Here is a 25,683-nt window from a genome sequence, read left to right as displayed (position 1 = left end):
TGGGACAGACGCGACGGGGGTTGCGGGGACATGGCGGGGTATCGGCCGGAGGACTGGCATCCACTCGACCTCGACAAGGACCCCACCCCCGGTGACCCGCAACGCGTCCGCTCCCTCGCCACACAACTCCATGACTTCGCCGACGACGTCTCCGACGCGCTCCGTCTGGTCAAGGGCATGGCCGGCGAGGACACCCTCCTGCAGTGGGCGGGCAAGTCGGCCGAGGTCTTCAAGGAGCAGTTCAAGGACGTCCCGAAGAACCTGAAGAAGCTGAAGAAGTCCTACGAGATGTGCGGCGACGCCCTCGCCGACTACTGGCCCAAGCTGGAGCGGGCGCAGGCCCTGGCCGACAAAGCGCTGGCCAAGGCGAAGGAAGCCCAGTCAGACCTCTCCTCCGCCAAGTCCCGACTCTCCTCCGCCGATTCATGGGTCACCCGCGCCACCAAGGAAGCCGACAAGTACAAGGACGACCCCACCGGCAGCAAGGGCACGGAGAAGCCGGACGAGGCGAAGGTCCGCGCCGCCACCCGGGACGTGCGGAGCGCCAAGTCCGCTCACACCACGGCCCAGTCGGACGTCACCTCCGCGCAGAACGCCCTCGACGCGGCGAAGAAGATGGCCGAGGACGCGCGGAAGATGCGTGACGACGCGGCCGGTGAGGCGGAGCGGAAGATCGACGAGGCCTCCGACGCGGGGATCCCGAATCGTCACTGGTGGCAGGACGTCGGCCACTGGTTCGAGGACAACTGGGACACCATCGTCACCGTCTGCAAGGTCGTCGTCGCGGTCGTCGGCATCATCGCGATGATCATCGGCGGGCCGATCCTCGGCGCGATCGTCCTCATAGCCGCCCTCGTCGTCCTCGCCGACACCCTCTACAAATACTCAAAGGGCCAAGCCTCCCTATGGGACGTGGCGTTCGCCGCACTGGACTGCATACCCGGCGGCAAGGGCATCACCAGCCTCGGCAAACTCGCCAAGGGCCTCAAGGAGATGAAGAACCTCCGCGGCGGCATGAAGGCCATGAGCCTCGCCGTGAAGGGGCTCGGCAAGAGCACCCGTGCACTGGGGCGCCAGATCAAGAAGCTCTTCACCTGCGGCGACCCGATCGACATGGCCACGGGGCAGATGGTGCTCTCCGAAACGGACATTCTGCTGGACGGGGTGTTCCCACTGGAGATCGAGCGCCACCACCGGACCGGTCTCGGCACCGGACGCTGGTTCGGCCCAGCCTGGGCATCCACGGTGGACCAGCGACTGCTCCGCGATCCCTACGAGGTCCGGTTCTTCACCGCCGACGGAATGACCCTCGTCTACCCCCTTCCGGGCCGGGACGTCCCGGCTTTCCCGGTCGAAGGCCCCCGATGGCCGTTGGAATGGGACGACGAGGCATCCGGAGTTCTGGCCGTGCGGCAGCCCGAGACCGGTGTGGTGCTCCGTTTCCGCCCGTCGGCCGACGGTCCGGCCACGGATCTCCCGCTCTTCTCCCTCACCGACACCAACGGCAACGCCGTCACCCTGGTCTACACGCCGGATGGCACCCTGAGTGAGGTCACGCACAGCGGGGGCTACCGGCTGGGGGTGACCACGGAAGAGGGCAGGATCAGCCGGTTCACCCTGCTCAGCGACCCGGAACAGCCGACGCTCCTGCGCTACGGGTACGACGCGACGGGCAACCTCACGGAGATCTACAACTCCTCGGGCCTGCCCCTGAGGTTCCACTACGACGCACGGCACCGCATAACGGGCTGGGAGGACCGGAACGGGGTCTGGTACCGCTACACCTACGACGACGCGAACCGGTGCACGGCCACCGCCGGAGTCGACGGCATCCTCGACTACACCTATGTCTACGACGAGGAGCGCCACACCTCGGTCGCCACGAACTCGCTCGGCCACAGCACCACGTGCCGATTCGACGAGGCCTACCAACTGATCGCCGAGACAGATTCGCTCGGGCACACCACGACCCGGACGTGGGACCGGTACGACAACCTCCTCGCACTCACCGATCCGCTCGGCCGCACCACCAGCTACACGTACGACGAAGACGGCAACACCACGCGTGTGGTCCACCCGGACGGAAGCAGTTCCGAGTACACCTACGCGGACGACGGCGCCCTGGTCTCGGCCGTCGAGCAGGACGATGCTGAATGGCACTACGCGTACGACGACCGTGGCAACGTGCTGGCCGTCACGGATCCTTCCGGTGCGACCACCGGATACCGCTACGACGAACATGGTGCGATCTGCGCCGTGACCGACGCAATCGGCGGTGAGAGCCGGGTGGCCAGCAATGCCGCTGGTCTGCCGATCGAGGTGACGTCCCCGGTGGGGGCGGTCACACGCTTCCGCTACGACGCGTTCGGCCGCGTCGCCGAAGTCGTCGAACCCGACGGCGGATCGACCGCGGTGGCGTGGACCGTCGAGGGACGTGCGGCGCGGCGCACCTTCCCGGACGGATCCACCGAGAACTGGACCTACGACGCCGAAGGCAACGTTCTCACCCACACCGACGTGCGCGCCGCCGTCACCCGCTTCGAGCCGGCCCCTTTCGACCGGACGGCCGCCCGGACCGCTGCCGACGGCAACAGGATCAAGTTCACCTACGACACAGAGCTGCGCCCGGTGACCGTACGCAACGCCCAGGGGCAGACCTGGACCTACGCCTACGACCCCCTGGGCGACATCATCCGCGAGACGGACTTCAACGGCCGGACCGTCACCTATCTCCGGGACGCGGCAGGCAGGATCGTCGAACGCATCAACGGCGCCGGACAGTCCGTACGTTATCGTCATGACCTGCTCGACCGGGTCATCGAGCAACAGGACTCAGACGGGCGTGTCACACGATTCGAGTACGACCGGGGCGGCGCCCTCCTCCGGGCGGTCAACCCGGACGTCGAGCTCTCGTTCACCTACGACGCGAACGGCCGGGTCCTCACGGAGACCTGCAACGGCCGGACGGTGACGAACACGTACGACGCCGTGGGCCGACGCATACGGCGCCGGACACCCGGCGGCTCGCTCAGCGAGTGGCGTTACGACTTCGGTCACCGCCCGGTCGAGTTGCGCGGTTCGGGACACGCCGTGAGCTTCGCCCACGACGCCGCCGGCCACGAGGTGCTGCGGTCCCTGCCGTCCGGCGCGTCGTTGCGACAGGTGTGGAGCTCCACCGGCCATCGCCTCGTCTCCCAAACGGTGCGCGCGGACGGAGCGTCGTCGGGCCGGAGCACCCGGTCGTACGCCTACCGTGCCGATGGCCTGCCCAGCGTCGTGACCGACTCCGCCGTGGGCCCCACAGCGTACGAACTCGACTCGAACGGCCGGGTCACCGCGGTCACCGCCGGTGATCGCCGGGAGAGTTACGGCTACGACAGCATCGGCAACCTCGTCCAGGCCGAACTGTCCGGGTCGTCCGACAGCAGCGCGCCCGGAGTCCAGGGCGACATCACGTACCGGGGCACCCTCGTGCAGAACGCCGGACGTTCCCGGTACGAGCACGACGCCCAGGGCCGGGTGGTGCGTCACACCCGTGCCCTGCTGTCCGGCGGACGGCACACCTGGACGTTCACCTGGGATCCCGAAGACCGGCTGCGCACCGTGCGTACCCCCGACGGCAGCCACTGGCGCTACCGCTACGACCCGCTGGGCAGGCGGGTCGCCAAGGAACTCCTCGCCGCCGACGGTGCCTCCGAGGTGGAGCGCACCGACTTCGTGTGGGACGGCACCCGGCTGGCCGAGCAGAGCCGCTCGGCCGCCCCGGGGTCCTCGGAAGTAACCACGTGGGACTGGGAACCGGGCGGTGACCGCCCACTCGCGCAGCGCACCCGCTCAGGTGGCGGCCCGGATGGCGACGCTTGGGTGGACGAGCAGTTCTACTCCATCGTCACCGACATGGTCGGCACCCCCACGGAACTCATCGACGAGGAGGGACGAACGGTCTGGCGCTCCCGCACTACCCTGTGGGGCCTGCCGACGGGCGACACCTCGTCCGGTTCCGCCGACTGCCCGCTGCGCTTCCCCGGCCAGTACTTCGACGCCGAGACCGGACTGCACTACAACCATCACCGTTACTACGACCCTGCTACGGCGCGCTACAACAGCCCCGACCCACTGGGCCTGGACCCGGCCCCGCACCACCACAACTACGTCGTCAACCCACTCGTCTGGATCGACCCGCTGGGTCTTGCACCCTCGTGCAAGGCCGTCATCCGGCACTACACCACCAAGAGCGGCTACAACAAGATCATGGGCGGCGGAGGCAAGAACGGCATCACCCTGAAGGTACCGGCGACGACGCAGGGCAGAAACGCGGCCGCGGTGTACGTCACGCCGATGAGCCCGGCGGAGATAGCCAAGAAACCCGGCGGATTCAAGTCCTACCTCGGCCTCACGAAGGAGAAGAGCGAGTACATGATCGAATTCGAGGCCGAGAAGAAGCTCTTCTCCGGACGTCTGAGGGGCGGCCGGGACCACATCTGGTTCTCCAACAGCGACGTGACCATCCCACGTGACGCAATCCGCTACCACGGCCCGACGTCGGGCTGGACGGCCTGAGCGACGCGGATCACCCGGAAACACACCACTGCGAGGAACACCCATGGATCTCACCGGCCACTCCACCGACTTCACCGTGGACGCGTCCCTCCCCGAGGCCATGCGCCGATTCGTGGCCCGCGCGCGACGCCGATGGCCGCGGCTCCTGCTGTCCGGAGAGCCGGCTGCCCATGAGGCGGACTGGCGACTGCCCGAACCCGACGACCACTACTCCGGCATCGTCACCTTCTCCTCCGGCCCGGAGATGGACGACTTCTGGGAGGAGAACGGCTATGCGCTGGACGACTCGGGGCAAGGACCGTTCGCCGTCTTCTACCGGCGCCGTACCGGGCCGCTGCACGCCACCACGATCTCCGGAATCAGGACGGACGACCCTGGCGTCGTGCAGGCGGTCGAAGGAACATGCCTTCTGATGGCCGAGTACTACACCGTCAGTCTGCTCACACCGGAGGACCCCGCGGCCGATCCCTTCTCCGCAGCGGTCGTGGACGACTTGGTCGGATCCTTCGACGCGAGTGTTAAGTCGTAACGGCCGTATGAGCAGTTTCGATCTCACAGGCACCTCGGAGCCCTGAGTCGTCATCGTGCCGGAGGGAACGGCTGGGATCCGACGGCACCTGCCGGAACTGACCGCGAGCGGCGGCCTCGTTCACCACTTCGACGCCCTCGATCTGATGACCGAGCAGGGGATTTTCCGCTCCTTCGCGGAAGTCCTCCGCTCCCCGGTTACTTCGGTTGGAACCGGGATGCACTGGTGGACTGCCTGGACGACCTGTGCGGCGAGGTCACGGGGGGGGGATCGCTGGCGTCGTCCACGGTGCGGACCTCCTGCTGCAGGTCGATGCGGCCAGCAACGAGATCGTGGTCCTGGACCGGCACGACTACACCACCGACAAGGACGGCAATATCATAAAGGAGATCTACCACGGCCACGTGCAGAGCTCGTACCCGTCGGACAGCATCACGGAAGGCGATCTGAACAAGCTGAAGAGGGCCGGAATGATCAACAACACCAAAAAACAGCGTGTTCTTCCGCCCAAGTGCGACGGATGACGGCGGAGGGAAATCGGTCATGGCGTCCGAGTGGGACTGGGAGAGTGGCGCGGGCCTGCTGGGTATCGACGACCCTGCTGCCGTGGACGCCGCCTTCGAGCGCGGCGAGAGGCGCGTCGGAACTGCGGTGATCGGGTTGGCATTGCAGTGCTCGCTGGAGGAGGCGTCGCCCCGGATCGTGCGTGCGATGGGACTGTCGGATCCGCATCAGCGGGGGTTCGCGTTCACCGCGGCGGGCGATGCGGCGCGGATCAATGGTGCACTCACGTCAGAGCTTTACCAAGCACTACGTGCGGAGGGGCCTCACGGTTTGGCTGAATACGCCATCAAGGACACGCTGACCTTCGTGCCCTTCCGGGATCTGCCGCCATGGTTCAAGTGGTGGAAGGTGCGGTCGGCCGTGCGCAACAAGCTGGAGTACTGGTGGCTGCGCTCCGAGGACGCGGTCGGCGATGCCTGGCGGGCCCTGCGCGGCCGCCGCTGATAGGACGGGTGGATCTCTACGGCTGTGCGACTGGCAAAAGACCACTTTCGCCTGACAGGTACCTCGGATCCTTGGGTCGTCCTCGTGCCGGAAGGTACGGCCGAGATCCGGCAGCAACTGTCGGAGCTGACCGCGAAGGGCGGGCGGGTCCACCACTTCGACGCCCGCGAGCTGGCAACCGAGCAGGGGTCTACCGCGCTTTCGCGGAAGCCCTCCGCTTCCCCGGCTACTTCGGCAGAAACTGGGATGCCCTGGTCGACTGCCTGGACGACCTCTGCGGCGAGGTCACGGGGGGCGGGGCGGGGATCGTCGGCGTCGTGCACGGCGCGGATCTTCTGTTGCGGACGGAACACTTCCCCCTGTTCGTATCGGTTCTCTGCCAAGGCGCCGACCGCGCGAACTCGGCAGTGGACCTCGACGGCGACCCCCTGGACCGACCCGCCGTCGCCGAACACTTCGTCCTTGATTTCCGTGAATTCGACCGCGACAAGATCGCGGCCCGTGTAGAGCAACCCGACCTGATCGTCACCACGGGGGACGGATTCGTGGGGCAGCGCTCAATCCCGAGGAATGGCACTGAGGCTGTCGCTTCTCAGCGCGCCCGTCGGCGCGCCCGTCCTTGACGTGCCCCGTCCGGCCATACCCGCGGCATCCGTCGCATGTGCTTGATCAACTCGGAATCAGGGCGGTGACGTAGACATGAGCGCGGAGACCACGCAGCGGTGGTCGGCGGAGACAGACCGTGTCCTGCGGGAGGCAGGCTGGTTCCCCGGCCGCTCGGTGCCCACCCAGGAGTGGGAGAGCACACTCCGGGAACACGGCGGCTTCGGGATTCACGAGGCGGCCCAACGCTTCCTCACCGAGTTCGGCGGGCTGGAGAGCCACGAGCGGGGGCCGGGGAAGACGATGGCTCGTATGGGGTTCAGCCTGGACCCGACCGTTGCCGAGTGGGACAACGAGATCTTCGACGTGCTCAGTGAGGAGGCCGGCGCCGACCTCTATCCGATCGGGTCGGCCGACCGGCGAAACAGCTACCTGGGTATCGCGCCGAACGGCGCGGTCTACATCGGCATGGACAGCGTCACACTGCTGGCGGAGACGAGCGATCGTGCGCTGGAGAAGCTCGTCGAGGGAATCCGTTAGCGGCTTCGACGCGGGCAGCCGCTTCCGGTGTACGGCTGCCCGCCGCCTCGCGAGGATGCTGATCAGATGGATCTCACCGGCCACTCGACCGACTTCACCGTGGACTCGGCCTTCCCCGACGCCATGCGCCGCTTCGTGGCACGCACGCGGCGCCAATGGCCGCGGCTCCTGCTGTCCGGAGAGCCGGCTGCCCATGAGGCGGACTGGCGGCTGCCCGAACCCGACGACCACTACTCCGGCATCGTCACCTTCTCCTCCGGCCCGGAGATGGAGGATTTCTGGGAGGAGAACGGCTATGCGCTGGACGACTCGGGGCAAGGACCGTTCGCCGTCTTCTACCGGCGCCGTACCGGGCCGCTGCACGCCACGACGGTCTCCGGAATCAGGACGGACGACCCTGGCGTCGTGCAGGCGGTCGAAGGAACATGCCTTCTGATGGCCGAGTACTACACCGTCAGTCTGCTCACACCGGAGGACCCCGCGGCCGACCCCTTCTCCGCAGCGGTCGTGGACGACTTGGTCGGATCCTTCGACGCGAGTGTTAAGTCGTAACGGCCGTATGAGCAGTTTCGATCTCACAGGCACCAACAGCCTCATCGGAAGTCCGCCCGGGCGCGGCTCCCGTTACGCTCCGCCCGGCTTCCAAGGCGGAGTGGCCGGTCACTCGAGGGGCATCTGATCGAGCAGCAATTCGGTGGTGACGGAAGAGACATGCGGAACATCGTCACTCAGGGAACCAGCCAGAACAACGGGCCCATTTCCGATGCCGAAGATTGCATCGCCGACCACGTCCGATCAACCCAGAACACGGTCATCATGAGCGTGACCCCCGAATATGCGAACGGGGGCAACGTTCCCAGTCATATCCTCATCGAAGCAGTCGACGATTTCGGCTGGTCGTTCAGTCGTAGAATCCCCAACATGTAAGAGAGAACCAGCCATGGGTGACACATATTCTCTGGAGGACCTGCGCCGCCTGACGGCACTGTGTCCACCCCCGCGAAAGGCGTGGACTCTTCCGGCTGATCATCATGAGTTGATTCGCACCTACGGCGCAGGATGCTTCGATGAGTTCCTGTGGATTTTCGAGGACGGCGCGTCGAACGGCAACCTCGACATCATTGAGCAGACCGAGAAGATGCGGTCGGCTTTCCGGGGCAAACCATTGAGTGCGCTCAGGCGTGTTCTGGACGCACACCGAGCCGGGCCCGAGGACCTGGTCCAGTGGGGCGTGACCGACAACGGTGATCTGCTGGCGTGGATCGCCGTCGGAGAGCCTGACAGTTGGCAGACAGTGATCATCCAGGCCGGGCAACTCGCTGCTGCCGTCTCACCGGCAGGTTCCACGACCACGTTGCTCGGTCTCCTCACTGGATCGCTGCGCGTGCCGTTCTTTCCCGAGGACTTCCCCAGTGAGCTTCCGGAATTCCAGGTGAACCCGTATGCGTGAGCGGCCCCGCTCCGGTTGCCGAATCTCCCGGGACAGCGGCGAGCGGGCCAACCACACGAGAAAGGACTGCGGATACGGCAGCCGGTTCCACCCCGACCGACAATTCACGCCCGTCGGCGAGCCCGCCCCCGTCGCCCCCCGCCCCCGTCCGGCCACACCCGCGCCCTCCGCCCCGCCGCCACATCCTCCACCCACCCGAACGCCACCACCGTCACCGCGATCAGTGGCCACACCACCACGAACATCCAGAAGCCGTACGTCGAGTCCAGCAGGGATGCCGCTCGGTCGGACTCCATGAACGGCAGGTTGTAGGCCTGGTCGATGAGCGGGACCGTGGCCATGATCAGCATGTTGTGCCAGAGGTAGATCGTCACCGCGCGGTTGTTGGAGAGCGTCACCAGTCTGTCCCAGCGGCGGAGGCGGCCGGGTAGGTCACTCCATGACGGGGAGTACTGCAACAGCACCACCACAACCCCGAAGGACCAGCACGCCTGGGCCAGTGGGATGTCGTTCAGGTCCCAGCCGTCGGGGCCCTGGTGGCCCGACGCCCACCACAGGCCCAGCGCCATCACCAGGCAGGACAGCGAGACCGCCGCATAACGCGGGACCCGCGCCAGGGCGCCCTCGTGGTGGGCGAAGCCCAGGATCCAGCAGCCGCCGTACACCGCGAAGTCCGTCACCGCGTTGCCGGTCTCGCCGGGGATCCGCACCCATCCCGTGCCCACCACCGCCGTCAGCGCCAGCGGCGCCAGCACCGTCGGCAGTGGCGCCTTGCGGAACGCCCGCAGGAGGAGCGGGGACAGGAGCACGAACCAGAGGTACGCGCGCAGGTACCACAGCGGACCCGCCGCCTGCTCCGCCCAGGTGTCGTCCAGCAAGCCCGATGCCGAGCCCAGGTGTTCTGGGTACGGCGGGGCGCCGATCGGAATGAAGTAGTCGATCAGCCGGCCCCAGCCGGACCATCCGCTCCCGACGTCCGGGTCCTTCAGCGGGTGCCAGCCCGCCGTGTACATCAGCGTCAGCAGGACCGCGCTGAAGAGCCAGAGTGGGGGGAGGAGGCGGCGGAGCCTGCCCCGGATCACGTTCGCCGCCGGGCGGTTCAGGCTGCGGGCCATCAGCGATCCCGCCAGCGCGAACATCACGCCCATGGAGGGGAAGAGGATGGTCAGCCAGGGCCAGCCGAAGAGGTGGTAGACCACCACGCGGAGCAGGGCCAGGGAGCGGAGCAGGTCCAGGTAGCGGTCCCGGCCGGTTCCGCCCTTCCTCGTCCCGACCGAGGCCGTCCCGACCGAGGCCGTCCCGACCTGGGCCCTATCGACCGGGCCCGTCTCGGGCTGTGTCATGCCGCCTGCCTCCGTTTCGCCGTGCCGCCGGCCCCGCCGCCCGGCGCCTCCACCACACCCGTGCGCCGCAGCTTCTGCCAGCGCAGGCGGCCGCCGGTGAGGGCCGTGATCCAGGACTGGAGGAGTACGACGTACATCAGCTGGCGGTAGAGGATCTGCTGGAGGGGGAGCGAGATGAGATGGGTCATGCGTTCTCGGTCCAGGTGGAAGGCGTAGGCCGCGCAGAGCGCCTGGACGGCCAGTACGCCCAGCCAGGCGCCGATCGTCTTCTGCGTCGGGCCGAAGACGATGCCGTAGAGGAGGAACGCGTCGATCAGGGGGGCCAGGAGCGGGGCCACCACCATGAACAGTGACACCAGGGGCAGTCCCACCCTGCCGAAGCGGCCGGACGGGCCCCGGTCAAGGAGCGCCCCGCGGTGTTTCCAGATCGCCTGCATGGTGCCGTACGACCAGCGGTAGCGCTGGGACCAGAGCTGGGAGACGGTCTCCGGGGCCTCCGTCCAGGCCCGTGCCCGTTCCGCGTACACCACCCGCCAGCCGTCCCGGTGGATGGCCATCGTGATGTCGGTGTCCTCGGCGAGGGTGTCGTCGCTCATGCCGCCGACCCGTTCCAGGGCGGTACGGCGAAACGCGCCCACCGCGCCCGGAATCGTCGGCATGCAGCGCAGTACGTCGTACATACGGCGGTCCAGGTTGAAGCCCATCACGTACTCGATGTGCTGCCAGGCGCCGATCAGTGAATCCCGGTTGCCGACCTTCGCGTTGCCGGCGACTGCGCCGACCCGCGGATCACCGAAAGGCTGGACCAGCTCCCGTACCGTGGCCGGTTCGAAGACCGTGTCGCCGTCCATCATCACGACGATGTCGTGACGGGCGTTGGCGAGGCCCCTGTTGAGGGCGGCGGGCTTGCCCGCGTTCACCTGGCGGATCACCCGGACGTCCGGCAGGTCCAGGTCCTCCACGATCCGCGCCGTGCCGTCCGTCGAACCGTCGTCGACGACGAGGATCTCGATCGGATGTTCGCTCGCGATCAGTGAACGGACCGTGTTTTCGATGCACTTGGCCTCGTTGTAGGCCGGGACGAGGACGGAGACCGGTTCCGTCACCGGGCGGCCCCAGCGGAAGCCCTTACGGCGGACCCTGCGGGTGTGCACGAAGGAGAGCCAGAGCATCAGGGCGAACCGGGCCAGCACCGCCGCGCCGACCACCGCCAGGCCGGCCACCAACACGTCCGTGACGCCGTCCGCCGCCTGGACCAGGGAGATCCATGCCCGGCCCTGCCACAGGTCGCGGCCGGTGACCGGGGTGTGGGCGCTCGGTGCGTTCAGGGCCTCGGTGAGGTTGTCGAAGGTGTAGCCGCGGTGCTGGAGCAGCGGAAGGAAGCGGTCCAGGGCCTGGACCGTCTGGTGGCGGTCGCCGCCCGAGTCGTGCATCAGGACGATCGCGCCCTTGCCGCCGTGCGGGGTCGCGTTGCGGATGATGGCGTCGACGCCCGGCTTGCGCCAGTCCTCGCTGTCCGTGTTGTTGACGACCGAGATGTAGCCGCGGCTGCCGATGTACCGCGTCACCGGCCAGGAAAGGTTGTCCATCGCGTCGGCGAAGGAGGAGTACGGCGGCCGGAACAGGGACGTACGGATGCCGGCCGCGCCGGTGATCGCCAGCTGGGTCTGGGACAGCTCCCAGTCGATCCGCCGCTTGGACTGGTACGACAGGTCGGGGTGGCTGAAGGTGTGCACGCCCACCTCGTGGCCCTCGGCCACCATGCGCCGGACCAGCCGCGGATAGCGGGAGGTCATGGTGCCGGTGACGAAGAAGACGGCGTGCGCGTGGTGCCTCTTCAGGATGTCCAGGACCTTCGGGGTCCAGGTCGGGTCGGGGCCGTCGTCGAAGGTGAGGACCAGGTGGTGGTCGGGGATGCGGAGCGACGTCGTACGGCCGCCTCGCGTGTCGATGACCGGGCCGCCGTCCAGGATCTTCTCCGGGACCTGGTCGGAGGAGGCCTCGGGGCGGACGCGGTGGTCGGCGAGGATCTCGCTGTGGACGTAGCCGCGCAGCATCAGCATCGCCATCACGGCGACCAGGACCAGCACGGGCAGCGTCAGACGCATGGGCAGGCGGCGGCGCCGGGAGCCGTCGGTGGGGCCGGGGGCGGTCCCATGACGACGGGTACGGCTGCGGGTACGGGGTGGCATCACAGGACGGGGTCGGAAGGGGCGAGGGTGCCGGTGCCGGGCCGGGGGGCCGCGCCCTCCGCGACCGGGCCGCCGGTCGGGGCGGCCGAATCGCTGGGCGAGGCCGGGGGCGACGACGCGGGCGGGGTCGGGGCGTCCGACGTGGGCGCCGACGAGGACAGCGAGGGCGCCACGGACGACGACCCCGGTTTCGGCGAGGAGACCGTCGTCCCGGCGGGTCGCGTCGGCTGCGCGGACGCCGACGCGCTCGGCCGGCCGGCCTCCTTCTTCCCCGCTCCGGGCGCCCGGGAAGAGGCGCGGACCGACGGGCTCGTACCGTCGCTCCCGACGGGCGGACCGGCCACCGAGGCGCCGTCGCCCGAGGACCGGGCGGACCGTGCGGGATGCGGCGAGTGGTCGACCTTGCCGGCCGGCCGGTCGTGGTTCTGCCCGGGGACCGGCAGCCAGGGTGCGTCGGAACTGCCGGACAGCAGGGTTACGACGATGACGACCGCGTAGACCGCGCAGGCGAGGCCGACGGCCATCCCGATCCTGCGGAACCGGCGGCTGCGGCGCCCCGACTCGTCCACGAAGACCGGCGCGTCGGAGGTGTCCGGCGCACCGGTCGGCCGTATACGCACGGCACCGACGTCGTTCGGGACGGGCGCCCGGTCCGGGTCCGAGACAGCGGACGGCTCCCCGGCAGAGAAGGGAGCCTCCGCATCGGCCGGGGCCGCGCCCGCCGCATCGCCGGGGGCCCCGCCCCACGGATCCCGCAGCGCACCGACCCGCAGCACCTCGGTCACCTCGGTCGTCCCGGCTATCCCGGCTATCCCGGTCGTCCCGGCTATCCCGGTCGTCCCGGTCAGCGAGGAACCGTCGGCGCTCTGGGCGGTCTCCCCCGGCCCGTCTCCTCCCGCCAGCGGCACATCCCGGGCGTCCAAGGCCGCCTGGGGCAATTCCGGTTGGGTTTCTTCTCGCCAATTTTTCACGCGCATACATCCCCCCACGGGACTGTTCCGGGCGCGCTGACGAACCCGAGCACACGTCACCGGCCCCGGGCCCCCACCCGGTTCCGAACGCCCCCATGTAGCTCTCCGTGCTCGGGGCCATGAAGCTAGCGCACGAGCGGATGCCGTGTTCTCGATGTGTCATTTGTGGTCGTCCATCACATCTTGATCACTGGCTGGAATCCATCCCCCGGCCGGGCGCTGAAGCCAGCCTTCCGCCCGTCCGATCTCGGCGGCCGCCCGCCGCAACGCGTCCACCCCCGGATGGACCAGCCCCTTTCGCCACACCAGCGACACGGGCGACAACGGGACGGGATCGACAAGGGGCCGCGAGACCGTCCCAGGTATGGCCGGAAATCCCACTACCCCGAGGATCGGATTCCGGTTCTTGGCCATGATGCGCTCGAATTCCTCCTCCCCGACGGCCAGCGGCAGAGGCGGTGCGACCTCGATGCCCCGCCCTTCGAAGAGACAGAAGGCCAGGTCAGTCCATTCCAGGGTGCGCTCGTTCCCGGCGCCGGCGTACACCGTCTCGCCCGCCAGCGCGGCGAGCGGCACCGCCTCCATGCCCGCCAGCCGGTGGTCGGAGGGAATGATTACGGCCATTCGTTCGAACCGTACGGGCTGTTGTTCGAGTCCGGAGCGCAGTGCTGGATCCAGTCCCGCGAACCGCCCGAAGGACGCGTCGAGCCGCCCGGCGAGCAGTTCGGCCGCCGCTCCGGTGAGCCCGCTCTCGTAGCGGGCCATCAGCTCGCAGTCGGGGGCGAGTTCGCGGGCGCGGTGCAGCACCCGGCGGCCGGTCTCCAGGCCCGGGGAGTTGAGGTCCACCAGCAACGGACGGGCCTGCCCGAACGCGGCGAGCAGCGCGTCCTGGGCGGCCAGCACCCGGCGGGCGTACGGCAGCAGCCGGGCACCGTCGGCGGTCAGGGCGACCTGCCGGGTGGTCCGCAGGAACAGCTCGGCGCCCAACTCCCGCTCCAGCCGCCGTACATCACGGCTCAGGGCCTGCTGGGCGACGTACAGCCGGGCGGCGGCCCGGGTGAAGTGCAACTCCTCGGCGACGGTCACGAAGACGCGCAGCAACCGGGGATCGATGTGCTCAGTCGCTGACATCACGCGAACTTACAACACAGGTGCGTGAATCGGCACCGAGCAGGTGTTGGACCCCTTGATCGGCCCTGGGCGACGGTGATGGACATGCCGCATCCGACTGAGCCGAGCCCCCGGAAGATCCTCCACACCGTCACCGCCGACGCCCTCGTCACCGTCGACTTCGGCCCCCGCCGCTCGGCCGGCTCCTCCCGCCCGTCCGGCCCCTACCGCCGCCTCTTCGCCCTCCCCGGTACCCGCGCCTTCACCGCCGGGAATCTGCTGGCCCGGCTGCCCATGGGCATGTTCAGCGTCAGCGCGGTCGTGATGATCGCCGGTGCCCGTGGCTCGTACGCCCTCGCCGGCGCCGTCACCGCGACCGGCCTCGCGGCGACGGCGGTGGCCGGCCCCTGGGTGGCACGGCTCGTCGACCGGTACGGCCAGGCGCGGGTCGCCGTACCCGCCACCGTCACCGCCGTACTCGGCAGCCTCGCCCTGCTGCTCTGTGTCCGCCTCGGCACCCCGGACTGGACCCTGTTCGCCGCCTACGCGGCCACCGCCACCACCCCCAACCTCGGCGGCATGTCCCGCGCCCGCTGGGCCCACCTGCTGCGCGCCGACCCGGACGCCCTGCACACCGCGAACTCCTTCGAACAGGCCGCCGACGAACTGTGCTTCATGCTCGGTCCGGTGCTGGCGTCCTTCCTGACCGGCACGTTCTTCCCGGAGGCCGGCACACTGGTCGGCGCGGTCCTGCTGCTGTCCGGCATGCTGGTGTTCACCGCCCAGCGGGCCACCGAGCCACCGCCCCGGGTCACCCGCACCGGAACGGAACCGCTGCGACTCCCTTCCCTCCTCCCCCTCCTCGCCTGCTTCGTCGCGACCGGCGCGGTGTTCGGCTCGATGGAGGTGGTCACGATCGCCTTCGCCGACGCCCAGGGCCACCGTTCGGCGGCCGGCGCCGTTCTCGCCCTCCAGGCGGCCGGGTCCTGCGCGGCGGGCCTGGTGTACGGGGCGCTCAAGCCGACGGGAGGGGCCGAACGGCGGCTGACGTCATGCCTGCTGGCGATGGCTGCCCTGATGTCCCTCCCCCTCCTCGCGGCCCGCGCCGTCGACAGCCTCTGGGCCCTGGCGCCCGCTCTGCTCGTGGCCGGTATGGCGACCGCCCCGACGATGGTGACCGCGATGGCCCTGGTCCAGGACCACACCCCCGAGGGCCGGCTCAACGAGGGGATGAGCCTGGTCGTGACCGCCCTGCTGACCGGCATCGCCGGGGGCTCCGCGGTGGGCGGCTGGGCGGCGGACCACGTCTCGCCGACGGGCGCGTTCGCCGCCCCGGCCGCGGCAGCCCTCGTAGCCCTTCTCGTCAGCACCGCCAGTCGAATCGCTTCTCCCAGTCGAATCGCTTCCTCCAATTCCGGCCGCACCCATTGACGCCCTCACAGCCCGCGCCTACCTTCCCCGTCGAAGCGCTTCGACATCCGGCATCGAACCAATTCGACGCGGGACGAGCACCATCCATCCGACTCCCCTGGAGGCACTGGATGTTGACGGCACGAAGGCGTATGGCGGCCGCTGCGGTGATCCTCTCCGGATCGCTGCTGCTGACCTCCTGCGGCGGCTCGGGCGGCAGCACGTCCGACGCGAAGACGTTGCGGCTGTGGCACTACGAGGCCCCGAACAGCGCGATGGGCATCGCCTGGAACGAGGCGATCAAGGAGTTCGAGGCGTCCCACCCGGGCGTGAAGGTGAAGTACGAGGAGAAGAGCTTCGAGCAGATCCAGAAGACCGCGCAGATGGTCCTCAACTCCTCCGACGCCCCCGACCTGATGGAGTACAACAAGGGGAACGCGACGGCGGGCCTCCTCTCCAAGCAGGGACTGCTCACCGATCTGACCGCCGAGGCGACCGAGCGCGGCTGGGACAAGAAGCTCAGCGCGGGTGTGCGCACCACCAGCCAGTACGACGCCGACGGTGTGATGGGCTCCGGCAAGTGGTACGGAGTGCCCAACTATGCCGAGTACACGATGGTTTACTACAACAAGGACCTGTTCAGGAAGTACGGGATCGCCGAGCCGAAGACGTTCGACGACCTGACGGCGGCCATGGACACCTTCGTCGAGCACAAGGTCACCCCGCTGGCCAACGCGGGCTCCGAATATCCGGCGCAGCAGTACCTGTACCAGTTGGCGCTGTCGAAGGCCGACCGCTCGTGGGTCGACGCCTATGAGCTGTACAAAGGCAAGGTCGACTTCCACGACACCGCCTGGACATACGCGGCCACCACCTTCGCCGACTGGGTGAAGAAGGGGTATATCGCGAAGACGTCGTCCGGTACGACCGCCGAGCAGGCCGGGGTCTCCTTCATCCAGGGCAAGGCGCCGATCCTGTTCTCGGGCAGCTGGTGGTACGGCCGCTTCCAGTCGGAGGCCAAGTTCGACTGGGGCAGCTTCCTGTGGCCCGGCTCGAACCTCACCCTCGGCTCCGGCGGCAACCTGTGGGTCGTACCGAAGAACGCCAGGAACAAGGATCTCGCCTACGACTTCATCGACATCACCATGTCGAAGAAGATCCAGAACCTGCTCGGCAACAAGGGCGGAGTCCCGGTCGCGGCCGACGCGAGTGCCATCACCGACGCCAAGTCGAAACAGCTCATCGCCAACTTCAACACCCTGTCCGGACGCGACGGCCTGGCCTTCTACCCCGACTGGCCGGTCGCCGGCTTCTACGACACCCTCGTCTCCGAGACCCAGAAGCTGATCACCGGGAGCGAGAAACCGGACGCCTACCTGAGCAACCTCCAGTCGGCGTACGACAAGGGCTCGAAGTGACGGTGACCTTCGAAGGGCGGCGCGCCAGGGACCATGCGCGCCGCCCCCGCCCCGCAGCCCACCCGCGCCGCCCCCGCGACTCCTACGCCCTCTTCCTCCTCCCCGGCGCCCTCGCCTTCCTCGCGGTCGTCGTCGTCCCGTTCCTGATGAACACGGGGGTAAGCTTCACCGACTGGCAGGGCGTGGGCAGCCCGCGCTGGTCCGGGCTCGCCAACTACCGTGAGCTGCTGCACGATTCCGAGTTCTGGGCGTCCTTCCGGCACAGCCTCTTCATGGTCGTCGCGATGGCCGCGCTCCCGACCGCGCTCGGACTGGTCCTGGCCGCCGCCCTGTTCGACCACGTCGGCAAGCACTTCGGCACCCGGATCGCCGCCGTTCTGCGCGCCTGCTTCTATCTCCCGCAGGTGCTGCCGGTGGCGGTGGCCGGCATCGTCTGGAGCTGGATCCTGGCCCCGGACAACGGCACCCTCAACGCGCTCCTCAAGGCCATCGGCCTGAGTGGATGGCAGCAGGACTGGCTCGGCGACCCCGATCTCGCCCTCTACACCGTGATGGGCGTACTGGTCTGGGTGCAGATCGGTTTCCCACTGGTCGTCTTCATGGCGGGGCTGCAGCGCGTCGACCCGCAGCTGTACGAGGCGGCCGAGCTGGACGGCGCCGGCTGGTGGCGCCGCTTCTGGCACATCACGCTGCCGCAGATCCGGCCCGAGGTGTACGTCGTCCTGACCTGGTGCACGATCGCCGCGCTCAAGGTCTTCGGCGCGGTGTACGTCCTGACGAAGGGCGGCCCGGGCGGCGCCACCGACGTCCCCTCCTACTTCTCCTTCACCACGTTCTTCGAGAAGACCCAGGTCGGCTACGGCTCGGCGATCTCCACGGTCCTCACGGTGATCATCCTGGCGCTGTCCCTGACCGGCCTGAAGCTGCAGAACCGCGCGGAGGACGGAGATCTCTGAATGACCGCTCTACGCCGTTACCCCGTCCTCCTCGCCCTCTGCCTCGGCGCGCTCTTCATGGTCGTCCCGTTTCTGATCGTGACCATGAACGCGATCAAGTCCCCGGCGGAGTACTCGCAGAACGGGCCGCTGAGCCTCCCGCACGGCCTCTACCTGGACGGCCTGAAGGACTTCTGGCAGCGGGTCGACTACAGCCGGAAGCTGGTCAACTCGGTCGTCGTCAGCGGTTCGGTGGCGGTGCTCGCGGCCGCCCTCTCCGTCCTCAACGCGTACGCGATCGGCATCGGCCGGATCAGGGGCCGCACCTGGGTCCTGGCCTTCTTCGTGCTCGCCAACATGCTGCCGCAGGAGGCTCTGGTCTATCCGCTCTACTACCTGAGCAAGCAGGCGGGTCTGTACGACACCAGGCTCAGCGTGATCATCGTGTTCACGGTGATCCAGTCGGCGTTCGGGACGTATCTCCTCTCCTCCGTCCTCGGGCAGTTCCCGCGCGAGATCGTCGAGGCGGCCCGGATCGACGGCGCGAACAAGTGGCAGATCCTGGTCCGGATCGTCGTCCCGGTCAGCCGCCCGACCCTGGGCGTCCTCCTGGTCTTCTTCTTCATCTGGACCTGGAACGAGTTCCTGCTGCCGCTGGTCATGCTGGTCTCCAACGACAACCAGACGGTGTCCGTCGCCCTCGGCGTCCTCCAGGGCCAGCGCCTGATGGACGCCACGATGACCAACGCGGCCGCACTGCTCGGCGTGCTCCCGGCCATCGTCTTCTTCCTCGTCTTCCAGCGCACGCTCACCCGGGGCATCGCCGTGGGCGCCGTCAAGTAGGGGGTACGTGAGTGAAGTTCACCGACGGCTACTGGCTGCTGCGCGAGGGTGTCACCGCGGCCCATCCGGTCGAGGTCCTAGACGTCACCGCCACCGAAGGCACGTTGGAGATCCACGCGCCGACGCAGCCCATCCGGCACCGCGGCGACCTGCTGAAGGGACCGGTCGTGACGATCAGCGCGCACACGCCGATGCCCGACGTCATCGGCGTCACCTTCACCCACTTCGAGGGCGAGCGGCCGCGCGGCCCGCAGTTCGAGCTGCATCGGGCCGTCCGGGGGTCTGGGGGATGCCCCCCAGAAGGGCACAGCGCGTCGCAGGTGTCGTACGACGACGAGTACGCGACCCTGACCTCCGGCTCGCTGACGCTGCGGCTGAGCCGGACCGCGCCCTGGCGGCTCGACTTCCTCTCCGGCGGCCGCACCCTCACCTCCAGCGGCCCCAAGGGCATGGGGATCATGCGGGACGCCGCCACGGGCGCCCACTACCTGCGGGAACAGTTGGGCCTCGGGGTCGGCACGTCCGTCTACGGCCTCGGCGAACGCTTCGGCCCGCTGGTCAAGAACGGCCAGGTCGTCGACGTCTGGAACGCCGACGGCGGCACGGCCACCGAACAGGCCTACAAGAACGTCCCCTTCTATCTGACCGACGCGGGTTACGGCGTCTTCGTCGACCACCCGGGAAAGGTGTCCTTCGAGGTCGGTTCGGAGGCGGTGTCCCGGGTCCAGTTCAGCGTGGAATCACAGCAGTTGAAGTACTACGTCATCCACGGCCCGACGCCGAAGGACATCCTGCGCAAGTACACGGCCCTCACCGGCCGCCCGGCGCTGCCGCCCGCCTGGTCGTTCGGCCTGTGGCTCTCCACCTCCTTCACGACGTCGTACGACGAGAAGACCGTCACGTCCTTCATCGAGGGCATGCGGGAGCGTGAACTCCCGCTCTCCGTCTTCCACTTCGACTGTTTCTGGATGCGGGAGTTCAACTGGTGCGACTTCCGGTGGGACCCCCGGGTGTTCCCCGATCCGGAGGGGATGCTGGCGCGGCTGCACGAGCGCGGGCTGCGGGTGTGCGTGTGGATCAATCCGTACATCGCGCAGCGGTCGCCGCTGTTCGCCGAGGGGAAGGAGCTGGGACACCTGCTGCGGCGACCGGACGGAAGCGTGTGGCAGTGGGATCTGTGGCAGCCGGGGATGGCGCTGGTGGACTTCACGTCGGCGGCGGCCCGCGACTGGTACGCGGGCAAGCTGGAGGCCCTTCTCGCGCAGGGTGTCGACTGCTTCAAGACCGACTTCGGGGAGCGGGTACCGGTGGACGTGGCCTGGTTCGACGGCTCGGACCCGGAGCGGATGCACAACTACTACACCTACCTCTACAACCGGACCGTCTTCGACGTGCTGCGCAAGCACCGGGGCGAGGGCGAGGCGGTCGTCTTCGCAAGGTCGGCGACGGCCGGGAGCCAGAAGTTCCCCGTGCACTGGGGCGGCGACTGCGAGGCGACGTACGAGTCGATGGCCGAGTCGTTGCGTGGCGGGCTCTCGCTCGGCCTGTCCGGCTTCGGTTACTGGAGCCACGACATCGGCGGCTTCGAGGGCACGCCCAGGCCGGCGCTGTTCAAGCGGTGGCTGGCCTTCGGGCTGCTGTCCTCGCACAGCAGGCTGCACGGCTCGTCGTCGTACCGGGTGCCTTGGCTGTTCGACGAGGAGTCGGTGGACGTCCTGCGGCACTTCACCCGGCTGAAGCTGAGCCTGATGCCGTACCTGTACGAGGCCGCGCGCACCGCGTCCGCGGAGGGGACGCCGATGATGCGGGCGATGGTGCTGGAGTTCCCGGACGATCCCGGCTGCGCGCATCTGGAACGTCAGTACATGCTGGGCCCGGATCTGCTGGTGGCGCCGGTGTTCAGCGACGAGGGGGAGGTCTCGTACTACGTCCCCGAGGGGGTCTGGACGTGCTTCGCGACCGGGGCGACCGTGACCGGGCCGCGCTGGGTGCGTGAGCGGCACGGTTTCCTGAGCGTGCCGCTGCTGGTGCGGCCGGGTGCGGTGATCCCGGTCGGCGCGGTGGCGGACCGGCCGGACTACGACCACACGGACGGGGTGACGCTGCGGGCGTACGGCCTGAAACGCGGCGCGCGGGTCACGGTCCCGGTCGGGGACGTCACCTTCACCGTCGTACGCGAAGGGGACACGCTGCGGGCCTCGTGCAGCGACCCGGCGGCAGCGTGGGCCCTGGCGGCCGGTGAGCGGACGGCCCGCGCCCAGGCAGGCACCGGGTTTCTCTCCCTGGAGCTGGGCTGATGGTGAAGATCACCGACGTGGCCCGGCATGCCGGGGTCTCCCCCAGCACGGTGTCCTACGCGCTCAGCGGCAAGCGCCCGATATCGGAGGAGACCCGGCGGCGGATCGAGGCGTCCATCCGCGAGCTGGGCTACCGTCCGCACGCCGGCGCCCGCGCCCTGGCCAGCAGCCGCTCGAATGTGCTGGCCCTGGTGATCCCCTTACGGACCGGCATCCACGTCCCTGTCGTCATGCAGTTCGCGATCTCGGTGGTGACCACCGCCCGGCGCTACGACCATGACGTGCTGCTCCTGACCCAGGAGGAGGGCGAGGAGGGGCTGCACCGGGTCGCCGACACGGCCCTGGTCGACGCGCTGATCGTGATGGACGTCCAGCTGCACGACCCCCGGCTGCCGCTGCTGCGCGCACTGGAGCGGCCGTCGGTACTGATCGGCTTCCCGGCCTCGCCGGAAGGCCTGACCTGCGTCGACCTGGACTTCCGGGCGGCCGGTGAGCTGTGCGTGGAGCGGCTGGCGGGGCTCGGGCACCGGGTGGTGGCGCTGGTCGGCTCGCCGCCGGAGGTGTACGTCAGGGAGACGGCGTTCGCCCAGCGGGTCGTCCAGGGCTTCACGGCCGCCGCCGATCGCAACGGGATGGCGTCCTCCGTCCACCCCTGCGAGGCCACGCCTGCGGCGGCCCGCCGGGTCGCCGAGCAACTGCTGCGCGAGCAACCGGCGCTGACGGGGGTCGTCGTCCACAACGAGGCGGTTCTGGAGCCGCTGATCGACGCCTTCGAGCAACTCGGCCTCCGCGTCCCCACGGACCTGTCGATCACCGCGATCTGCCCGGACGAACTCGCCGCCGGCCTCCGCGTCCCGGTCACCTCGGTCGCCCTGCCGACCACCGAACTCGGCGAACAGGCCGCGGAGTTGCTGATGCGCAAGCTCGACGGCGACCCGGAGGTACCGGAGGCGACGCTGCTCGCACCCCGGCTGACGGAGCGGGCGAGCACGGCACCGCGCGAGACACTCTGACGACACACACGAAACGGCGTCCCGCTCCGGGAGCCACCCTGGAGCGGAACGCCGTCGGTTTGGAACCGAAAGCGCCGACTAGTCCTGATCCACCATGAACTTGACGGCGTCCACCACGTACTCGCCGTAGTGGAGGGCCGCTCCGATGGCCTCCAGCCGGGCGTACTGGTCCGCGGACAGCGACTGTCTCGGAGTGTTCCAGACGGCCCTTACCAGGATCCGGAGCGCCAGGTCCGGAGTGCAGTGGCACGCGCAGTCGACGAGCGCCTCGCGGACCTCGGCGGGCAGGAACTCCACCCGCTCGATCTCGGCGACGACGGCGTCCCGATGGGCGAGACCGTCCTCCGTGTCGGCCCCCATGAGGGGGCGCACGTCCGGCCTCGCCGACAACTGGGCATCACACAGGCCGACGACCGTTCGAGTCCACTCGGACCCGGTGGTCCCCACGAAGCCCGGTATGTACTCCGCTCCGGCCCTCCACAGCACCTCGAGAGTCTCCGAGGGGAGGTTGTCGAGGAGCGTCCGGGCATCGCGACGGACTGCCAGGACCTCCCCGTCGGCCTCCGCGGCGAGGTGTTTCGCGACGAGGTCGGCGGCCGTGGGACCCTTGTACATCCAGTCCTGGTGGAAGAGAGCCATCACCCACGAGACACCGAAATCGAAGTCACTGAAACGCCGCACTGTGTGTCACCTCCTCAGATCGGGTAGCAGGTCTGCACGTAGTAGCCGAAGGGGTGCTTCCCGGAGCGGAACGCCGTCCCTGCGGACCCGGATCCGCCGACTAGTCCTGTTCGACGAGGAACTTGACGTCGTCCACCACGAACTCGCCGTACCGGAGGTCCGAACCGATGGCCTCCAGCCGCGCATACTGGTCCGGGGACAGCGAGGCGTCCGGGGCACACACGATCGCTCTCAACAGCACCCGGAGAGCCAGGTCCGGAGTGCAGCGGCGCGCGCAGTCGATGAGCGCCGCCCGCACCTCGGCCTCCAGGAACCGTGTTCCCTCGATCTCGGCGACGACCGCGTCGAGGCAGTCCATGCCGTCCTCCGTGTCCGCCCCGGAGAGCTGGCGTACGTCCCCCTTCGCCGACAGCCGGGCATCACACAGGCCGACGACTGTCTGCGTCCACTCCGCTCCTGTCCCGACCAACTCGAAGCTTGGCATGTATTCCGCCCCGGCCTCCCAGAGCACCTCCAGCGTCTCCGACGGGAGGTTGCCGAGAATCTGCGCGTCGCGGCGTACTGCCAGGGCCTCCTCATCGCCGTTCTTCGCGAGGTTATTCGCGACGATTTCAGCGGGTGTGTCCCCATCGTGGGACCCGTCCTGATGGAAGAAACCCATCACCCATGACACACCGAAGTTGAACTCCGTGAAGCGTGGCACGCTCCCTCACCTCTCTCACTTCGGATAGCACGTCTGCACGTAGTAGCCGGCCTTGTGCCCCTTGGCTCGGACCAGCTTGATGAAGAACGCGTTGCCCGCGTCCTTCACGCTACCGTCCGGGTAATAGACCTTGCCGAGGGAGTTCCTCGCCCCAAAATGGCCCTCCCATGTGAGGTCCGGAGTGGATCCCCGAAGCCACGTGCGAATCCGGTTCGCGTTGTTGGCCAGCGCGTAGTCAACGACCTGCTGGGCAGTCTGCTCGTCGATGAACAGACTGTTCGCGGTGATACGCCCGAACTTCGCCGTCTTGGCTTTGGCCAGATCCTCGGCCTCCTGCTCGGTCACGAGACCGGCCGTGTGCTGGTCCAGGGTGTGGGCCTGCCCGGGGAATTGCCGCGCGTCGGCCACAAGGTCGTTGCAGTTATGGACCAGGACAGGGCTTGCGCCCGCCACCGCGTAGAAGGTGTGCAGGCCGGACACGGTCAGGTCGTACACCGTCCGGGGTGTCGCCTCGTGCCGGTCGTGCATCGCGGCCACGGTGCGGAGGGTTCCGTCCGGGCTCCGCAGAGCGTCTCCGTGCCGCAGGTCGGACGCCAGGGTCCAGCCCCGGCCGGTGACGAAGAACCGGTGTCCGGGTGTGCTGGTGATGCGGCCGCCGTCCACCAGGGTGACGTCGACCAGGTCGACGGCGGTGTGGTGGAAGGTACGCGTGACCGGCTCGCCCTGAGCACGTCCGGTCGCCGGGTCGGTGGCCAGCAGCAGGTCACCGGTGCGCACGTCACGCAGTGCCTTGCGGCTGCCGTCGACCAGGACGACCTCGGTGGTGCCGGGGAAGCTGTTCCTCGGGCATGCCGTCCGCGCCTCCTCATACACGTCCACGGACCGCTCGATGTCGGCCAGCGTCTGGGCATCGACGTCCAGCGCCTTCAGTGCCTTCAGCGCATCGCGGACCCCTTCCCCGGTACGCATGGCGGTGCCCACGGCGCGGATCGCTTCGGTGATCTTCCCGATCGGACCGCCGAGCGGGAGCCAGGTGGCGGCCCAGGCGCAGTCGCCGTAGCTCCCGTCGCCGCTGCCGGTGGCCTTGTGGTAACAACCGGTGAAGTCGCCGGTGATCGACTTGTAGATGCCCTTCCAGACGTCCTTGGTCACGTCCCACGCGGAGACCTTGACCGTCTTGGTCAGGTCCTTGAAGGTCTGCGTCTTGAGGAAGATCGTGTCCTCGGCGGGGCAGCCGGCCTCGGTGGCGGGCACGTCCGGGTTGTCGCACAGGTAGTAGCTGACCACCGCGTCGAAGTGCACCTTGTACACCAACGTGTTGCAGTCCAGGCCGTGGCACTCGTTGGGGAGTTGTTCCGGCTCTCCGTTCTGCTTGATGTCGTCGATGACGGAGAACACGCCGCCGATCCCGGTTCCGGTCCCGGCTCCGGTCTGCACCTGCTTGTTCGCGTCGGCGGCTGCCGCCTGGTCGGCGGCCTGCTGCGCCGACTCGGCGTACTTCTGGGCGTCCTTCGCCGCCTCCTCGGCCGCGGTGGCCTCGGCGTCGGCTCGGTCGGCCGCGGCGCGGGCGTCCTTCGCGGACTGCTCGGCCTCGGCGGCCGCCGTACGGGCCGCGTCCGCGTCCAGGACCGCCTGGTCGGCGGAGTCCCGGGCGTCCTTGGCGTACCCCTCGGCGTCGCCGGCCGCCTGGTCGGCGGCTGCCGCGTCCGCGGTGGCCTGGGCCTTGAGCAGGTCGAGCTGGGTCTTGGCCGCGGTCAAGGCACCTCCGCCATCAGGCACTGGTCCTGGCGGAGCTGCTCGGCGGCCTGGGTGTCGAAGCCGCCGTAACTGTCGGCCACCGGGCTGAAGTCGGCGGCCCGGTCGTGGGGCAGGTCCGGCCAGCCGGCCACTGCGGCGAGCGCGAGCACGGAGGGGACAAGTCACTTGAGACTGCCGGATTTTCGCGCAAGGAGTGTCACGGTCCCCGGTCTGGAACGCAAAAGAACATCCGTTCTTCGTGGAGAGGGCAGGCGGGGGCTGACGCGAAGAGGTGAGGTGCCGTGGCGGCGGCCAGGCCTGCGTGTCCCTCCCCGTAGCG

Annotated in this window: 22 protein-coding genes and 3 pseudogenes; 17 read left to right on the top strand and 8 right to left on the bottom strand. The window is 68.7% G+C overall.

Features of this window, described 5'->3' with window-relative positions; translation table 11 throughout:
- Positions 1-30 precede the first annotated feature (30 nt).
- From ABTY98_RS12560 to ABTY98_RS12510, 11 genes and pseudogenes are all read left to right on the top strand, one after another.
- Positions 31-4,560: an RHS repeat-associated core domain-containing protein gene (locus tag ABTY98_RS12560; RefSeq protein ID WP_352220865.1), complete on the top strand. Its 4,530-nt coding sequence runs from the start codon at positions 31-33 to the stop codon at positions 4,558-4,560.
- A 43-nt stretch (positions 4,561-4,603) separates the two neighbouring features.
- Positions 4,604-5,089, top strand: coding sequence for a hypothetical protein (locus ABTY98_RS12555; RefSeq protein WP_352220864.1), 486 nt, complete (start codon positions 4,604-4,606; stop codon positions 5,087-5,089).
- A gap of 42 nt (positions 5,090-5,131) precedes the next feature.
- Positions 5,132-5,317 (top strand): annotated as a pseudogene (locus ABTY98_RS12550) (hypothetical protein); the annotation flags it as partial.
- Positions 5,318-5,334: 17 nt separating this feature from the next.
- Positions 5,335-5,613 carry a hypothetical protein gene (locus ABTY98_RS12545; RefSeq protein ID WP_352220863.1) on the top strand — a complete coding sequence of 93 codons (279 nt, stop codon included), beginning with the start codon at positions 5,335-5,337 and terminating at the stop codon, positions 5,611-5,613.
- A gap of 19 nt (positions 5,614-5,632) precedes the next feature.
- A complete protein-coding gene (locus tag ABTY98_RS12540; protein ID WP_352220862.1) occupies positions 5,633-6,097 on the top strand; it encodes a hypothetical protein in 465 nt (154 codons plus the stop codon).
- A pseudogene (locus ABTY98_RS12535) lies at positions 5,983-6,387 on the top strand (barstar family protein); the annotation flags it as partial. The gene ABTY98_RS12540 and the pseudogene ABTY98_RS12535, both read left to right, overlap by 115 nt.
- Before the next feature lie 27 nt (positions 6,388-6,414).
- A complete protein-coding gene (locus tag ABTY98_RS12530) occupies positions 6,415-6,720 on the top strand; it encodes a hypothetical protein (protein WP_352221060.1) in 306 nt (101 codons plus the stop codon).
- Between the two features lie 76 nt (positions 6,721-6,796).
- Positions 6,797-7,240 (top strand): SUKH-3 domain-containing protein, encoded by a 444-nt coding sequence (locus ABTY98_RS12525; protein WP_352220861.1) that lies wholly within the window; start codon positions 6,797-6,799, stop codon positions 7,238-7,240.
- A gap of 66 nt (positions 7,241-7,306) precedes the next feature.
- Entirely contained in the window at positions 7,307-7,792 is a 486-nt protein-coding gene (locus ABTY98_RS12520) for a hypothetical protein (protein ID WP_352220860.1), read from the top strand.
- Positions 7,793-7,912: 120 nt separating this feature from the next.
- Positions 7,913-8,167 (top strand): annotated as a pseudogene (locus tag ABTY98_RS12515) (DNA/RNA non-specific endonuclease); the annotation flags it as partial.
- A gap of 109 nt (positions 8,168-8,276) precedes the next feature.
- Positions 8,277-8,690 (top strand): hypothetical protein, encoded by a 414-nt coding sequence (locus ABTY98_RS12510; RefSeq protein WP_352220859.1) that lies wholly within the window; start codon positions 8,277-8,279, stop codon positions 8,688-8,690.
- 104 nt (positions 8,691-8,794) lie between these two features.
- Here the strand turns inward: ABTY98_RS12510 and ABTY98_RS12505 are convergent, their stop codons facing one another.
- The 4 genes from ABTY98_RS12505 to ABTY98_RS12490 form a co-directional block, all read right to left on the bottom strand.
- Positions 8,795-10,033, bottom strand: a complete 1,239-nt coding sequence (locus tag ABTY98_RS12505) for an acyltransferase family protein (protein WP_352220858.1) — start codon at positions 10,031-10,033, stop codon at positions 8,795-8,797.
- Entirely contained in the window at positions 10,030-12,225 is a 2,196-nt protein-coding gene (locus ABTY98_RS12500; protein ID WP_502994205.1) for a bifunctional polysaccharide deacetylase/glycosyltransferase family 2 protein, read from the bottom strand. The genes ABTY98_RS12505 and ABTY98_RS12500 overlap by 4 nt, the downstream gene beginning before the upstream one ends.
- Positions 12,225-13,163 (bottom strand): hypothetical protein, encoded by a 939-nt coding sequence (locus ABTY98_RS12495; protein ID WP_352220857.1) that lies wholly within the window; start codon positions 13,161-13,163, stop codon positions 12,225-12,227. Before ABTY98_RS12495 ends, ABTY98_RS12500 begins: the two co-directional genes overlap by 1 nt.
- Before the next feature lie 192 nt (positions 13,164-13,355).
- The gene (locus ABTY98_RS12490) at positions 13,356-14,327 is read right to left on the bottom strand and encodes a LysR family transcriptional regulator (RefSeq protein ID WP_352220856.1); all 972 of its coding nucleotides are present in this window, start codon (positions 14,325-14,327) and stop codon (positions 13,356-13,358) included.
- 84 nt (positions 14,328-14,411) lie between these two features.
- Between ABTY98_RS12490 and ABTY98_RS12485 the strand changes: the two genes are divergently transcribed.
- From ABTY98_RS12485 to ABTY98_RS12460, 6 genes are all read left to right on the top strand, one after another.
- Complete coding sequence (locus ABTY98_RS12485; RefSeq protein WP_352220855.1) at positions 14,412-15,737, top strand: MFS transporter; 1,326 nt, start codon at positions 14,412-14,414, stop codon at positions 15,735-15,737.
- Positions 15,738-15,847: 110 nt separating this feature from the next.
- On the top strand, positions 15,848-17,134 hold the full coding sequence (locus ABTY98_RS12480; protein WP_352220854.1) for an ABC transporter substrate-binding protein: 1,287 nt from the start codon (positions 15,848-15,850) through the stop codon (positions 17,132-17,134).
- Positions 17,131-18,090, top strand: coding sequence for a carbohydrate ABC transporter permease (locus ABTY98_RS12475; protein ID WP_352220853.1), 960 nt, complete (start codon positions 17,131-17,133; stop codon positions 18,088-18,090). The genes ABTY98_RS12480 and ABTY98_RS12475 overlap by 4 nt, the downstream gene beginning before the upstream one ends.
- Positions 18,091-18,912: a carbohydrate ABC transporter permease gene (locus ABTY98_RS12470; protein ID WP_352220852.1), complete on the top strand. Its 822-nt coding sequence runs from the start codon at positions 18,091-18,093 to the stop codon at positions 18,910-18,912. It abuts the gene before it with no gap.
- Positions 18,913-18,923: 11 nt separating this feature from the next.
- A complete protein-coding gene (gene yicI, locus ABTY98_RS12465) occupies positions 18,924-21,209 on the top strand; it encodes an alpha-xylosidase (RefSeq protein WP_352220851.1) in 2,286 nt (761 codons plus the stop codon).
- Positions 21,209-22,222 carry a LacI family DNA-binding transcriptional regulator gene (locus ABTY98_RS12460; RefSeq protein ID WP_352220850.1) on the top strand — a complete coding sequence of 338 codons (1,014 nt, stop codon included), beginning with the start codon at positions 21,209-21,211 and terminating at the stop codon, positions 22,220-22,222. Before yicI ends, ABTY98_RS12460 begins: the two co-directional genes overlap by 1 nt.
- Positions 22,223-22,300: 78 nt before the next feature.
- On the opposite strand, the gene ABTY98_RS12455 is transcribed toward ABTY98_RS12460, so the two are convergent.
- The 4 genes from ABTY98_RS12455 to ABTY98_RS12440 form a co-directional block, all read right to left on the bottom strand.
- Positions 22,301-22,903, bottom strand: a complete 603-nt coding sequence (locus ABTY98_RS12455; RefSeq protein ID WP_352220849.1) for a contact-dependent growth inhibition system immunity protein — start codon at positions 22,901-22,903, stop codon at positions 22,301-22,303.
- A 100-nt stretch (positions 22,904-23,003) separates the two neighbouring features.
- Positions 23,004-23,606, bottom strand: a complete 603-nt coding sequence (locus tag ABTY98_RS12450) for a hypothetical protein (protein ID WP_352220848.1) — start codon at positions 23,604-23,606, stop codon at positions 23,004-23,006.
- 15 nt (positions 23,607-23,621) lie between these two features.
- A complete protein-coding gene (locus ABTY98_RS12445; protein ID WP_352220847.1) occupies positions 23,622-25,364 on the bottom strand; it encodes a polymorphic toxin-type HINT domain-containing protein in 1,743 nt (580 codons plus the stop codon).
- Entirely contained in the window at positions 25,361-25,513 is a 153-nt protein-coding gene (locus ABTY98_RS12440; protein ID WP_352220846.1) for a hypothetical protein, read from the bottom strand. The genes ABTY98_RS12445 and ABTY98_RS12440 overlap by 4 nt, the downstream gene beginning before the upstream one ends.
- Positions 25,514-25,683 lie beyond the last annotated feature (170 nt).

Origin of the sequence: Streptomyces sp. NPDC096040 (genome assembly GCF_040303265.1) — a bacterium.
Taxonomy (GTDB): domain Bacteria; phylum Actinomycetota; class Actinomycetes; order Streptomycetales; family Streptomycetaceae; genus Streptomyces.
This window is presented reverse-complemented; position numbering and strand designations above follow the sequence as displayed.

Bases quoted from the DNA above. Each gene is read 5' to 3' on its own strand.
- ABTY98_RS12560 (WP_352220865.1), top strand. From the start codon at position 31: ATGGCGGGGTATCGGCCGGAGGACTGGCATCCACTCGACCTCGACAAG.
- ABTY98_RS12555 (WP_352220864.1), top strand. From the start codon at position 4,604: ATGGATCTCACCGGCCACTCCACCGACTTCACCGTGGACGCGTCCCTC.
- ABTY98_RS12540 (WP_352220862.1), top strand. From the start codon at position 5,633: ATGGCGTCCGAGTGGGACTGGGAGAGTGGCGCGGGCCTGCTGGGTATC.
- ABTY98_RS12525 (WP_352220861.1), top strand. From the start codon at position 6,797: ATGAGCGCGGAGACCACGCAGCGGTGGTCGGCGGAGACAGACCGTGTC.
- ABTY98_RS12520 (WP_352220860.1), top strand. From the start codon at position 7,307: ATGGATCTCACCGGCCACTCGACCGACTTCACCGTGGACTCGGCCTTC.
- ABTY98_RS12505 (WP_352220858.1), bottom strand. From the start codon at position 10,033: ATGACACAGCCCGAGACGGGCCCGGTCGATAGGGCCCAGGTCGGGACG.
- ABTY98_RS12500 (WP_502994205.1), bottom strand. From the start codon at position 12,225: ATGCCACCCCGTACCCGCAGCCGTACCCGTCGTCATGGGACCGCCCCC.
- ABTY98_RS12490 (WP_352220856.1), bottom strand. From the start codon at position 14,327: ATGTCAGCGACTGAGCACATCGATCCCCGGTTGCTGCGCGTCTTCGTG.
- ABTY98_RS12485 (WP_352220855.1), top strand. From the start codon at position 14,412: ATGCCGCATCCGACTGAGCCGAGCCCCCGGAAGATCCTCCACACCGTC.
- ABTY98_RS12480 (WP_352220854.1), top strand. From the start codon at position 15,848: ATGTTGACGGCACGAAGGCGTATGGCGGCCGCTGCGGTGATCCTCTCC.
- ABTY98_RS12470 (WP_352220852.1), top strand. From the start codon at position 18,091: ATGACCGCTCTACGCCGTTACCCCGTCCTCCTCGCCCTCTGCCTCGGC.
- ABTY98_RS12460 (WP_352220850.1), top strand. From the start codon at position 21,209: ATGGTGAAGATCACCGACGTGGCCCGGCATGCCGGGGTCTCCCCCAGC.